The 12,449-nt window shown below is 72.5% G+C and carries 8 protein-coding genes and 1 tRNA gene; 5 read left to right on the top strand and 4 right to left on the bottom strand.

What is annotated here, in order from left to right; all coding sequences use genetic code 11:
- Positions 1 to 93 precede the first annotated feature (93 nt).
- Both WMF34_RS03085 and WMF34_RS03090 read right to left on the bottom strand, forming a co-directional pair.
- Positions 94 to 1,188 (bottom strand): GHMP family kinase ATP-binding protein, encoded by a 1,095-nt coding sequence (locus WMF34_RS03085; RefSeq protein WP_012233200.1) that lies wholly within the window; start codon positions 1,186 to 1,188, stop codon positions 94 to 96.
- A 150-nt stretch (positions 1,189 to 1,338) separates the two neighbouring features.
- Entirely contained in the window at positions 1,339 to 1,842 is a 504-nt protein-coding gene (locus tag WMF34_RS03090) for a hypothetical protein (protein WP_044963829.1), read from the bottom strand.
- Positions 1,843 to 2,191: 349 nt separating this feature from the next.
- Here WMF34_RS03090 and WMF34_RS03095 point away from each other — a divergent pair, with 349 nt between their 5' ends.
- The 4 genes from WMF34_RS03095 (at position 2,192) to WMF34_RS03110 (ending at position 9,503) form a co-directional block, all read left to right on the top strand.
- A complete protein-coding gene (locus WMF34_RS03095) occupies positions 2,192 to 4,543 on the top strand; it encodes an ATP-binding domain-containing protein (RefSeq protein ID WP_012233202.1) in 2,352 nt (783 codons plus the stop codon).
- Between the two features lie 169 nt (positions 4,544 to 4,712).
- A tRNA-Met gene (locus WMF34_RS03100) sits at positions 4,713 to 4,789 on the top strand.
- A gap of 743 nt (positions 4,790 to 5,532) precedes the next feature.
- The gene (locus WMF34_RS03105) at positions 5,533 to 7,515 is read left to right on the top strand and encodes a globin family protein (RefSeq protein ID WP_437992366.1); all 1,983 of its coding nucleotides are present in this window, start codon (positions 5,533 to 5,535) and stop codon (positions 7,513 to 7,515) included.
- A 107-nt stretch (positions 7,516 to 7,622) separates the two neighbouring features.
- Complete coding sequence (locus WMF34_RS03110; RefSeq protein ID WP_012233204.1) at positions 7,623 to 9,503, top strand: protein kinase domain-containing protein; 1,881 nt, start codon at positions 7,623 to 7,625, stop codon at positions 9,501 to 9,503.
- A 100-nt stretch (positions 9,504 to 9,603) separates the two neighbouring features.
- On the opposite strand, the gene WMF34_RS03115 is transcribed toward WMF34_RS03110, so the two are convergent.
- Together WMF34_RS03115 and WMF34_RS03120 are read right to left on the bottom strand one after the other, a co-directional pair.
- Positions 9,604 to 10,242 carry a hypothetical protein gene (locus WMF34_RS03115; protein WP_044963832.1) on the bottom strand — a complete coding sequence of 213 codons (639 nt, stop codon included), beginning with the start codon at positions 10,240 to 10,242 and terminating at the stop codon, positions 9,604 to 9,606.
- A gap of 457 nt (positions 10,243 to 10,699) precedes the next feature.
- Positions 10,700 to 11,983, bottom strand: coding sequence for an MFS transporter (locus WMF34_RS03120; RefSeq protein ID WP_044963835.1), 1,284 nt, complete (start codon positions 11,981 to 11,983; stop codon positions 10,700 to 10,702).
- Positions 11,984 to 12,236: 253 nt separating this feature from the next.
- On the opposite strand from WMF34_RS03120, the gene WMF34_RS03125 reads away from it, so the two are divergent.
- Entirely contained in the window at positions 12,237 to 12,446 is a 210-nt protein-coding gene (locus tag WMF34_RS03125) for a hypothetical protein (protein WP_437992367.1), read from the top strand.
- Positions 12,447 to 12,449: the final 3 nt, after the last annotated feature.

A 12,449-nucleotide genomic window follows, 5' to 3' on the forward strand; every position in this document is an offset into this window, starting at 1 on the left:
GATTTTTGTGATTCTCTTGGCGTCCTTGGCGCCTTGGCGGTTCACTTCTCGCTCGATCAACGTGAGCGGTATTCTGGCGCCGCGCGGCCCGCGTCAGCCCCCGTCGAGCCGCACGCCGGGGGCGCCGAGCGCGGGTCGCCGCACGAGGCACGGGCCGAGCGCCTCGAGGATGCGCGCGTGGCGCTCGGCGGGCGCCCACACGAGGATGTGCCCGCCGCCGCCTGCGCCGCACACCCGGAGGACCTCGACCCCGAGGCCGTCGAGCCGCCGCTCCAGCGAGAGCGCGAGCGCGCTCGCCGCCCTCGAGAGGCGCACCTTCGCGGCCGCGCCCCGGCGCATGCCCGAGAGCACCAGCGAGAGCGAGCCGAGCTCGAAGCCGCGCGCGACCTCGCCGGCCGCCGCCACGAGCTCGCCCTTCGCGTCGCACGCCGAGCCGGCGTCCATCCGATCCAGCACCTCGCCCGACACGCGCCGCACCTCCGTGTCCACGAGCAGCAGCCCCGCCGAGAGCGCGGGCACGAGGTCCGGGCAGCCGATCGCGAGCGGCCGCACCCCCGAGCAGCCGCCGGCGTCGAAGGCGAGATCGAGCAGCCCCCCGAACGCCGCGAACACCTGATCCTGCGCGCCGCACGCGTTGCACAGGCGCTCGCGCTCGATCGCGACCGCCTCGCGCGCCAGATCCTCCGGCGCCACGGCCTCTCCGAGCGAGGCGCGCAGCGCGAACAGCGCCGCCACCGCCACCGACGCGCTGCCGCCCAGGCCGGCCCCGGGCGACGTCTCGCTCTCGACCCGCAGGGCGACCCCGTCGCCCACGCCCGCCGCGGAGAGCGTCGCCTCGATCAGGCGGAACGCGAGATCGTCGCGCGGAGGATCCGCGCGGCGCCGCAGGAGGACCCGCGCCCCTCCGGCGCCGCCGGCGCCCTCGGTCGGGCGCGGCTCCGCCCGTCCCTCGCCGCGCGAGGCGAGCTCGAGCCGCACCCAGCCTCGATCGAACGGCTCCACGATCACACGCGCGCGCAGATCGATCGCGGTGCCCACGACGCGCCCGCCGTCCTGTCGGGCGATGCCGGGCAGGTCGCTGCCACCCCCGGCGAAGGAGACGCGCATCGGCGCGCTCGAGGCCGCGCGCCACAGCGGGCTTCGCAGCGTTCGCGGCGCGGAGAGGGAGCCGGCGCAGGGGATGCTCATGCTGTCCTTCGGCGCGAGCGCGACCCGCCGGGACGCGAGCCCGCCCCAGGGACCGAGGCGGAGCGCCCCGCGGCGGCACCCTGTGCAGGGAGCAGGCCATCGATGGAGCGCCCGCCGTGCACGCTCCCGCGCGGTCCCGCCCGGTTCCGCTCAGTTCAGGTCCTTGCTCGCGGGCTCGCTCCTCGGCGAGGGCTGCGCGCGGGCCGCGTCGAGGATCCGGTCGATCACCCTGAGCCCGGCCGCGAACATGTCCCGCTCAGCGCGCTCGCCGCCGGCGTGCACCTCGGCCGCCTTCTCCCGGAGGGCGAGCGCGTCGCGGCGGACGACCGGGAGGCGAGCCGCGCCCGCCGCCTCGGCGATGCACCCGGCGAGATCGTAGATGAGGAACGCGTCCTCCTCGCTGATCCGGGCCTCCGCACGGCGCCCCTCGGCGCGGGCGCGCGCCGGGGATCCGGAAGCGCGATCCCCCCGGGCGTGCGGCGCGACCTCCCGATCGTCGTCGTCCCCGATGGATCCCGAGGAGACGCGGTCGAGCAGGCTGGTCAGCTCGACCCGGTAGGCGGCGAGGACCAGCGCGCAGAGCGCCCCGCGATCGCGCAGCGAGAAGAGGATCAGCTCGAGGAGCCGGTCGGACCGGGTCGCGCAGTTTTGCATCGCTGCCTTGTACGGCGTCCGCCCACGTGACCTCAATCCAGAACGCCACCGCCCGCGGCGGATCCGCCCTCGGACGCGGGGCACGTCACGCACCGAGGGCGCTCGCGTGGCGCGCGCCGGCCCGTCGAGGCGCACGCCGAGGCGCGAACCGCTCCGTCGAGGCGCGCGCCGGCCCGTGAAAACGCGCCGAAACGCGGATAGCGTGGGGGGCCCCACGCGGCGGTTGCGGAGCTGTGCCGGATCGGTCAATAGGTCCGACCCTCCTGCGTCAACGGGCCGCGACGGATGTCTGGCGTGCTGACGCTCCGGCTCAGCCTGTCACCTCATCCACCATCGCATCGGCATCCCCGTGACCGCGAATCGTTCTACGAGCCCCACGCCCACCCGAGAGCAGTCCACCGCGCCGTCCTCGGCCACCCTCACGACGTCCGCCCGGCCCGCGCCGCCCGCGCCACCCGCGTCTCCTACGCTTGCGGACGGCGCGCCCGGCGCCGGGCTGAGCGAGCGCGGCGCGGCGATCGTCCGCGAGGAGGAGGCGCTGCTCGCCCGCGTCACCGCGCACCTCGCCGCCGCCGCGACCAAGCCGTCGCGCCCGCCGCCCGCCGAGAACTACGAGGAGCAGCTCCTCTCGCTGCGCGATCAGATCGCGGCGGCGCGGCTGGAGGACGTGCCGGCGCTGGTGCAGCAGATGGAGCGCCTGCAGGGGATCGCCGCGCGGCGGAACGAGAACGTCGTCGAGCCCGTCGATCCGAAGTCGCCTTACTTCGGCCACCTGCGCCTCCGGGAGAAGGGCCGCCCCGAGCGCGACGTCCTCATCGGGCGCACGACGCTCGTCGACGCGAGCGCGGGCGTGCGGATCGTCGACTGGCGCCACGCCCCGGTCAGCCAGATCTACTACCGCTACGAGGAGGGCGCGGAGTACGAGGAGACCTTCGGCGAGCGCGACGTCGAGGGCACCGTGCTCGTGCGGCGCACCGTGACCATCGACGACGGCGAGCTCTATCGCATCTCGGCGCCGCAGGGGACGCTCGTGCGCGGGCCCTCGGGCGCCTTCCGCGAGATCGCGACGCGGGCGACCGAGCTCTCCGGCGGGCAGGGCAGCGCGGTGCGCCCCGAGGACATGCGCGACATCGCGCGCGCGGCGGCGGGCGGCGCGCGCGGCGGGCTCGGGACGGGGGCGGCGTTCCACGCCCGCGAGGACCGGCACCTCCCGGAGATCGCGGCGCTCCTCGACCCGCGGCAGTTCGAGCTCATCTCGAAGCCGGACGCCGGCATCGTGGTCATCCAGGGCGGCGCCGGCAGCGGCAAGACGACGATCGGCGTCCACCGGCTCGCCTTCCTCTCCTACAACGGGGGCCGCCGCTTCACCGCCGACAAGATGCTCGTCATCGTCGGCAGCCCCGCGCTCCGCGCGTACATCAGCGAGGCGCTCCCCGCGCTCGGCCTGGGCGGCATCGCGGTCGAGACGTTCTCCGAGTGGGCGCGCGCGGCCCGGAAGCGCGCGTTCCCGTGGCTCGAGGCGCCGATCGAGGAGAACACGCCCTCGGTCGTGACCCGCTACAAGACCCACCCGGCGATGCTCCACCTCCTCGAGCAGCGCGCGGCGGAGCTCAAGGACGACGCGCGGGCGCGGCGCGACTCGCGCGGCACCCTCGCGTTCTGGGCGGACGTGCTCACCGATCTCGACCGGGTGATGGCCGCCTTCGAGGCGGCGGGCGACCCCGAGTTCGGCCCGGAGCAGGTGAAGCGCGCGTGGCGCTGGTGCGCGGACCGCTGCCCCGCCGTGCTCGACCTCGACCCCGGCGACCGCGCCGAGCGCAAGGCGGCGATGGCCGACGAGCCCGCGGACGACGACGACGACCGGGGCGGGGACGGGCGCGAGGTCTCGAGCGACGACCGCGCGGTGCTCGACCCCGAGGACGACGCGCTCCTCCTGCGGGCGTACCAGCTGCTCCGGGGCGAGCTCCGCAAGGGGAAGAACGTGCTCGTCTACGAGCACCTCTTCGTGGACGAGGCGCAGGATCTCGCGCCGATCGACCTCGCGGTGCTGCTCGGCGTCGTGGCCGAGCCGCGCAGCGTGACGCTGGCGGGCGACACGGCCCAGCGGCTCTTCATGGACTCCGGCTTCCGCGACTGGCGGGCGACGCTCGACGACCTCGGCCTGTCGCGGGTCGACGTCGAGCCGCTGCGCATCGCGTACCGCTCGACGCGCGAGGTGCTCGCGTTCGCCCGCGCGGTGCTGGGCCCGCTGGCGGATCCGACGCCGCCCCTCGCCCCGCGCAGCGGGGCGCCGGTCGAGCACCACCATTTCCCGAGCGCCGGCGCGGCCGTCGCGTTCCTGGCCGACGCGATCCGCCCGCTGTTCGCGCGCGAGCCCCGCGCGACGCTGGCGATCCTGGCGCGCCACCCCGAGCAGGCGGACGTCTACTACGACGCCCTCAGGATGGCGGAGATCCCGAACCTCCGGCGCGTGCGCGCGTACGAGTTCGCGTTCCGCCCCGGCGTCGAGGTGACCGAGGTCCGGCAGGTGAAGGGCCTCGAGTACGACTACGTGGTGCTGGTCGACGTGAATGCGTCGACCTACCCGGCGGACGACGAGTCGCGGCACCTGCTCCACATCGGGGCGACGCGCGCGGCGCACCAGCTCTGGGTGATCTCGACGGCGGCGCCGTCGCCCCTCGTGCCGGACTGGCTGGGCTGAGGGGCAGGGGGACGAAGGGACCGCTCGAGCGCAGCCGAGCTGTGCCGCCGCGCTCGTCGACCAAGGCTTCGGAAGGCATCGGAAGGCATCGGCAAGGGGAGTGGACACAATCGACACCGGGCCGTGAGAGAATCCTTGACCGGAGCGAGGCCGTGAGTAGATTCCCTCTCGCGCGGTGGAGCAGCCTGGTAGCTCGTCGGGCTCATAACCCGAAGGTCGTGGGTTCAAATCCCGCCCGCGCAACCACGACCCAAGTAGCAACAAGTAGCAAGAGGACGCGAGGATTGGCCGGAAAGGCCACCTCGCGTTTTTCGTTTTCAGGGTCTGTCCGCCGACGCCGAGCGGGAGACCGTACAGGCGGTCTGAGCGATCCCGCCGCCCGGCCCCTTCAGGCGAACGCCGCTCGTCGCGCGCTTTGCCTGCTCGCTTCGTGTGTGCCTCTCGGGAGAGGTCCTGGTCGTCCCGGCGGCCTCGCGCGCCCCGGGTCCCGCTCGTTCCATCGGAGCGCGGCGGCACGGAGCGGATCGAGCGCAAGGGCGATAAGACGCTCACCCCTTCTGGGACATCGAGCGTCGATGGCGCGAACTCCATCGCTCTCTGCGGCTCCGGCGCGCCGCCGCTCCGATGCCCTGTCCGTCGGCGGTGTCGCTCGGGAAGTGCGCAGCGCTACGGGGCCGGTACAGGTGCGGTTCGCCAGCGCCACATCCGCGGCCTCGGTCCGCTCGCCGCGCCGCCGCGCCCCCGGCGAGGTCGCCGCGATCTGAGCGCGTTCGTCGTGCGTTCGTTGCGCCTTGGTCGGGCGTTGGTGGACATGGCGCGCGCTTCCACGGGCGCCTCGCGCCGGCGGCGCGGCCCTCTCGCCGCGCCGTAGGCAGGCGCCGGTCCCATGATGTAGGATGGCGGTAGAGGCGGCTCCTGTGCTCTGAACACGCGCGCCGCGGCGCGCACCTCACCGGCGCATTCCCGGTAACCTCCAGCGGACAACCACGATGGCCAAACCGAACGATCCCTTCGCACCCTCGACCAACACGCGCGGCGCCGCGACGCCGGGGGATGCTGCCAAGCCGCAACGCAGCGCCAGCGCGCCCGCGCCCGCGGCGCGTGCGTTGCCCTCCACGGGGCCTGCCACCCAGCGAGGGCCGGGGGCCTACGGCGCGCCCGAGTTCCTCAACAAGGCGCGCAGCGCGCAGCCGCCGGAGCTCCTGAGCCAGCGCACCATCGAGCTCGTGCAGTGGTCCTGGGCGAAGGTGATGCCCATCTCGGACGCCGCGGCGGCGCTGTTCTATGAGCGGCTGTTCACGCTCGAGCCGTCGGTGCGGCCGCTGTTCAAGAACGATATCGCCGAGCAGAAGAAGAAGCTCATGCAGACGCTCTCCGTGGCCGTCGATGGGCTGAACAACCTGCCCAAGCTCGTGCCGGTGCTCCAGGCCCTCGGCGTCCGGCACCAGGGCTATATGGTCGTCGATCGGCATTACGACGTGGTGGGCGAGGCGCTGCTCTGGACGCTGCGCGAGGGGCTCGGCGACTCCTTCTCGGCCGACGTCGAGTCCGCGTGGAAAGAGGTCTACGGCGTGGTCTCGGACGTCATGAAGAAGGCCGCCGCGGCCCACGCGGCCGTGGGCGGCGCGCAGGCGCACCCCTCGCCGGCGCCGGCCGGCAGGGAGGCCCCGCGGATCGGCTCCCAGCAACCGGCGCAGCGCGTGGCGCCCGCGGAGCCGTCGGTGCAGATGCCGAAGTCGGTGCCGCCGCCCTCGTCGACCAAGGCCTCGCGGACGCTCGTCGGGGTCGTGCCGCCCTGGCAGGGCGATCCGCCGCCGCCCGCGCCCGCGCCCGCCGCGGCGCCCGTGGGCGCCCCGATCAGCCTGCGCACCATCGAGCTCGTGCAGCGATCGTGGGCGAAGGTGATGCCCATCTCGGACGCCGCGGCCGCGCTCTTCTACGACCGCCTCTTCGAGCTCGATCCGTCGGTGCGGCCGCTGTTCAAGAACGACATGGCCGAGCAGAAGAAGAAGCTCATGCAGACGCTCGCCGTGGCCGTCGACGGGCTGAACAACCTGGGCAGGCTCGTGCCGGTGCTCCAGGCGCTCGGCGTGCGGCACCACGGCTACATGGTCGTCGATCGGCATTACGACGTGGTGGGCGAGGCGCTGCTCTGGACGCTGCGCGAGGGGCTGGGCGACGGCTTCACGCGCGACGTCGAGTCGGCATGGACCGAGGTCTACGGCGTGATCGCGGACGTCATGAAGAAGGCGGCCGCAGATCACGTCGCGAGCGGGGGCGGTCGCAAGGCCGACGCCGCGCCCGCGCGGGAGCGGGCGCCCGCGCAGCGGCCGCCCCTCTCGGAGCAGCGCGCGCCGGCGCCGTCGAGCGTCACGGAGGTGATGCCGGCGAAGCGGCGCCCGGGCCCGCTCGACGAGGACGCCGACACGCTGCACTACCAGACCAACCCTGCCCATGAGGCCATGATGACCAGCGGTATCCACCACGAAGACTCCCGGGCGGCGGCGCGCCCGGCCTCCGCAGCGCCCCCTGCCGTCGCGAGCGCGAGCCCGCAGGGGCTCGTCATCCCGTGGGCGGGCCAGGACATGGTCGTCAACGTCCACGTCAAGCTGGACGGTCCGCTGGTGACGGTCCCGGTCGCCTCGCCCGGGATGGCGCCGCCGGCGGCCGCGGCGCCCGTCGTGCTGGAGCCGACTGGCCCGAGCGGCCTCGCCGCGGGGCTCGCGATCGCCCTGCTCTCGATCGCCGCCTCGATGGCCACGGCCATCCTGATGACGGTGGGCGGCGCCGACAAGGCTGCGGCCGGCGTGGGCGCGGCCGGCGCGGGCGCCGCGCCCAACATCGCGTCCCTCGCGACCTACGCCGTGCCGATCATCGTCACGGTCCTCGTCCTCTCCGCGTTCACGATGGGACACATCCTGGGGCGGGGTCGGGCGCGGAGCGACGCGGGGCCCGGCGCGGGGCAGCTGTGAGCTCCTCCTGCGGGTCGTGAGCGGGTCTGGACTGGAAGCCGACTGGAAGCCGACGCATTCGCCCGGCGAGCGCACGGGTTTGATGGCAAGATGGGAATGAGAGTCCGATGATCGCGGAGCCTGCGAGTACGCTGACCCATCTGGCGGGACAGTGGCTGGGACCCTTCCAGCTGATCCAGCTGCTCGGCATCGGCGCGATGGGTGCCGTGTACCTGGCCAGGGACAGCGTGCTCCAGCGCGACGTCGCGGTGAAGCTGATCGCGAAGGGGAGCGCGGACACCGATCCCGAGCGGCGCGACCGCTTCCTGCGCGAGGCGCGCGCGGCGGCGCGCCTCCTCCACCCGAACGTGGTGCAGATCTTCCAGGTCGGCGAGGACGAGGACGTCCGCTACATCGCCATGGAGTACGTCCACGGCCTCACCATGGCGCAGGCGGCCAAGCAGCACGGCGGCCGCCTGCCGGAGCAGTTCGGGATCGAGAAGATGCGCGAGGCCGCGGCGGCGCTCGAGCTCGCGGCGTCGTACGGCATCTCCCACCGCGACGTCAAGCCCGCCAACCTCCTCCTCAATGCGTCTGGGACGCTCAAGATCGCCGACTTCGGCCTGGCGTCCCATCCGGAGAGCGGTCCGCTCGGGAGCAGCTCCGCCCGCACGCTGGAGGGCACGCCGTTCTACATGAGCCCGGAGCAATGGACCGGGCAGGACATCGCGCCTCCGTCGGACATCTACAGCCTCGGCTGCACGTTCTACCATCTGCTCGTGGGCAGGACGCCCTTCTCGGCGCGGGATCTCGCTGGCTGCTTCCAGGCGCACTGCCACGCGCCCGTCCCGGATCCGAAGCTGGCGATGCCGGACATCGACCCGCTCCTCGCGGAGCTCCTGCGCCGCTGCATGGCGAAGAGGCCGCAGGAGCGGCCGTCGGCCGGGCACATCGTGGCGTTCCTCGAGGACATGCTGATGCTCCGGCGCAGCAGCGTCAGGCCGCGAGAGATGTCGGAGCCGAAGAGCGCGCTGCTCGGCGCGCCCGTGGATCTCGGCGATACGAGGATAAGCCAGCTCCCGGTGCCGCCGAGAGGCCCGCTCGCGACGCCGACGGGCACGATCCTGGTGAGCAGCTCGACCGCCGTCGGGCACTTCACCGGCCAGTACAGCTACCGTGATCATTTCGGGCTGACCGGCTATCCGTTCAGCGACATCCGGCAGCCGAGCTTCTTCTGGGACGCGGGCCCTTATGCGTGGATCCTGAGGACGCTGGCGTCGCAGATCGTCGCCGGGCAGCGCCCGGCGATCCTCGTGGGCGAGCCGGGGAGCGGCCGGACCTTCGTCTGTGAGATGATCAAGAACAAGGTCCCGAGGATCCATGTCTTCTCGGTCGAGCCGCAGCTGCTCTTCGGGACGCGGCCGCTCGTGTCGCTGTGCAGGCAGGTGGGGGCGACGGCCATCACACCGACGCTGAGCCAGCAGTTCCTCGTCGACGCGTTCCTCGGGCAAGCCCTCCTCCGCGCCGGGTCGGACGCGATCGCGGTGCTGGTCGTCGACGGCGTCGATCCGGAGGATCACGATCTCCTGATGGAGCTCCATGACATCCTGCGCTGCGCCCCGGCGGGCAGGCTCTCGATGATCCTGGTGGGCGCCCCCGATCTCCCCGCGACCCTGGCCTCGAACGGCGTGCCGCGCGAGCTCTACTCAGGCGCTCAGTCGCTCCTCCTGCCCGGCATGACCCAGCAGGAGATGAGCGAATACATCGATTTCAGGATGTGCTCGGTCGGAGGGAGCAGGCGGGGGCTCCAGCTGGATCTCGCGTCGCAGCAGCTGCTGCACGCGAGGAGCGGCGGTAGCCCGAAGCTCATCAACATCTACTGCCACAACGCGCTGACGATCGCCGCGCTCCAGGGCGAGATGGACGTGAGCCTGTCGTCGATCCGCCTGGGAATGAAGAGCAAGAGCTATCTCACCGCCGAGGCGGCCACGAACCTGATCCGGGGCTGAGCGCGCCTCCAGCGGGTCGTCAGGCGTGGCCGGAGCGGTCGTGCGCGGGGCGATCGCAACGCGCTCGCGCGCTGGCCAATCCCCCCCATTCCTCGCCGCCTTAGCTGTCGTTTCCGGCGGTTCCGGCTGGTGCGACCGTCGTGGCCGCTCCGGTCGAGGACGGCGCGCTCGGCGGCGCGGCGGGGAGGGGGGCGCGCCCGGGCATTGCGGCGAGCACCGCCGCGTCCGTCATCGGCGCGCGCGGCACGTTCAGCGCGCGTCCAATGCGCGCCCTCGAATGCTTGTCGTTGTCGACGCACCTGCCGCGCGTGTATGCGCTGAGCCGATCGCGCGGCTCCTGCTTGCGGCACGCCCCGAACGATCCCTTGATCAGCGCGAGTCCCGCGCGAAAGCATTTCTCTCGATCCCCGACGAGATCCTCGTGCGACCACCCCTCCCGGGTCTTGCCGGCGCCGACGCGGACCTGGAGCAGACAGGAGTCGAGCCCCGAGCCGCGCGCGAGCTTCCCGAGCCCGAGGTCCACGTCGCGACGGTAACCGCTCTCGAAATACGCGATCGACAAGAGCAGCGCCATCGTCTCGGCTCGGCCGCGCGGGCCGCCGAAGAGCGGCTTCAATGCGGGATCATAGGCGACCTTCGCCGCCGCGCGCGCGATCTCGTGGTAACGCGCGCGGCCTTCCTCGGGCGTCTCGATCGCGTCCTTGATGAAGCTCTTCCCAGGCGGGGCCCATGTCATCATGATACCAACAGCCCACGCGATTATCGTATCCATAAGACATGTAAGGTCATGGGCTACCTCTGTGTCAAGCAATTCGGACAGCCTGGCTGGGATTGTCGTCGTGCGTTGTATGATCGCGTGCCGCTCAGTGTGCATTATAACGTCCTCGTCAAATTGCGAATGATCTGGGAAGCGGTGCGTCGTACGTGGTGCGCAATCGCTTTCGCACCGGGTCGCACTGGATTTGTGTTCGGTTGTGTTCAGTTACGTTTGTTGCGTCTGTTGCGTTTGCTGCGTTTTCTGCGCTCGGCCTCGCGAGATTGCGGGTGTGCTCGCGGTCAAATTCGCGCCGAGTTGTCTCGCGCTCTCGCCGCGGGGCTCACGCATGGAGTGGCCCTCTCCAGTCCTCGAGAGAGCGACTGGCGCTCACCGGGCCGGGAGCGATGATGTGCTGCGCGCGCTCGACGCGAGGCGCGCGTCAGGCCTTCTCGGCGGCGTCTTCCTCGGAGGTCGCGCGCGTGTCTTCGAGCCGATCGACCGCGCGCAGCTCGGGGAACAGCCATGCCCAGAGCAGCACGACCGCGATCGTCCCGAGGCCGCCGAACACCACGGTGGGCACGGTCCCGATGAGCCTCGCGAGGGTGCCCGACTCGAGCTCTCCGAGCTCGTTCGAGGCGCCGACGAACACCATGTTGACCGCGCTCACGCGGCCGCGCATCTCGGGCGGCGTGGCGAGCTGCTCCAGGGTCATCCGCACGACGACGCTCACCATGTCGGCGGCGCCCATCACGGTGAGCGCGACGAGCGAGAGGGGGAAGCTCCGCGACAGGCCGAACACCACCGCGGCGAGGCCGAAGAGCCCGACGCAGAGGAGCATCCTCGGCCCGGCGCGCCGCGTGATGGGCCGGAAGGCGAGGACCACGGCCATGAGCCCGGCCCCGACGGCCGGCGCGGCGCGCAGGAAGCCGAACCCCTGCGGGCCGACCCCGAGCACGTCGGTCGCGTAGATGGGCAGCAGCGCGACCGCGCCGCCCAGGAAGACGGCCACGAAGTCGAGCGAGATCGACGCGAGGAGGACCTTCTTCCGGTAGACGTAGCGCAGCCCGGCGAGCGCCGTGGCGAGCGACGGCGGCTTCCTCTCCAGGCGGCCGGCGGGCGCCCGCACGGCCAGGGGCCCGGCGCACGCCGCGGCGAGCGCGAGGCTCGCGCTCAGGTACACGGGCGCAGGCGCCTTCCAGAGCGCGTAGAGCAGCCCGCCCAGGCTCGGCCCGCCGATGGCGCCGACCTGCCAGAGCGTCGATTGCCACGTCACCGCGTTCTGGAAGTGCTCCGTCGGCACGAGCGTCGGCAGGAGCGCCGAGCCGGCCGGCCCCTGGAAGGCGCGCACCGTGCCGAGGAGCACGAGGACGCCGTAGATGGCAGGCAGGTTCGGGCTCGGCGAGCGCGCGAGGAAGAAGAGCGCGAGCGCCGCGAGCGCCGAGGTGAGGTAGCAAAGGACGAGGATCCGCCGCCGATCGAAGCGATCCGCCGCATGCCCGGACGCGAGGGACAGCCCCGCGACAGGGAGGAACTGGGCGAGCCCCACATAACCGAGCGCGAGCGGATCTCGCGTGAGGTCGTAGATCTGATACCCCACGGCGACCGATTGCATCTGGTAGGCCACCGTGGCCAGGAGGCGGGCCGCCGCGTAAACGCAAAAATCCCGCGACGTGAAGGCGGCGAAGGGCGACGACGGCTTCAGGGCGGCGGGGGCGGTGGCCATGAACGAGTCCGGGCGGCGTTCATGGCGCATTCCTGCGAGGGTCGCCAGGCTGCGGTGCCGCGGTGACGAGCCGGGAGTCGAGCGCCAGGTCGCTGCGTCCTGTGCGCCGTGGAGGGGTTGCATCCCGGGCACTGTGAGGGAGAGCTGGGACGGTCCGGGGACCACGGCCGGTCATCGGGACGGTCACGTTCGCGTGGCCTCAGCCTGGAACACTGGCGCGCCGACCTGAACCTGTGGTAAGCGGCAGCCACACATGATGCTCCCTGGACATGACACCTCGTCGGGACGGGCGCGCGACCTCGCCGAGCAGGCGTGGCGCGCCTGGACGCTGTTTGGCAGCCGCTCCCGCCGCGGGCGTGAGGGCCGGCGCGACGACGACGACGACGACGATTTCCCGCGGCCGAACGCGATCCTCACGTGGCTCCCGATGCTGGGGCGCGCCGCCTCGCCGCTGCCCGCCTGATCC

The sequence above is a fragment of the Sorangium sp. So ce145 genome (assembly GCF_051525985.1).
Classification (GTDB): Bacteria; Myxococcota_A; Polyangia; order Polyangiales; family Polyangiaceae; genus Sorangium; species Sorangium cellulosum_B.

Bases quoted from the DNA above. Each gene is read 5' to 3' on its own strand.
- WMF34_RS03085 (WP_012233200.1), bottom strand. From the start codon at position 1,188: ATGAGCATCCCCTGCGCCGGCTCCCTCTCCGCGCCGCGAACGCTGCGA.
- WMF34_RS03105 (WP_437992366.1), top strand. From the start codon at position 5,533: ATGGCCAAACCGAACGATCCCTTCGCACCCTCGACCAACACGCGCGGC.
- WMF34_RS03115 (WP_044963832.1), bottom strand. From the start codon at position 10,242: ATGATGACATGGGCCCCGCCTGGGAAGAGCTTCATCAAGGACGCGATC.
- WMF34_RS03090 (WP_044963829.1), bottom strand. From the start codon at position 1,842: ATGCAAAACTGCGCGACCCGGTCCGACCGGCTCCTCGAGCTGATCCTC.
- WMF34_RS03110 (WP_012233204.1), top strand. From the start codon at position 7,623: ATGATCGCGGAGCCTGCGAGTACGCTGACCCATCTGGCGGGACAGTGG.
- WMF34_RS03125 (WP_437992367.1), top strand. From the start codon at position 12,237: ATGATGCTCCCTGGACATGACACCTCGTCGGGACGGGCGCGCGACCTC.
- WMF34_RS03120 (WP_044963835.1), bottom strand. From the start codon at position 11,983: ATGGCCACCGCCCCCGCCGCCCTGAAGCCGTCGTCGCCCTTCGCCGCC.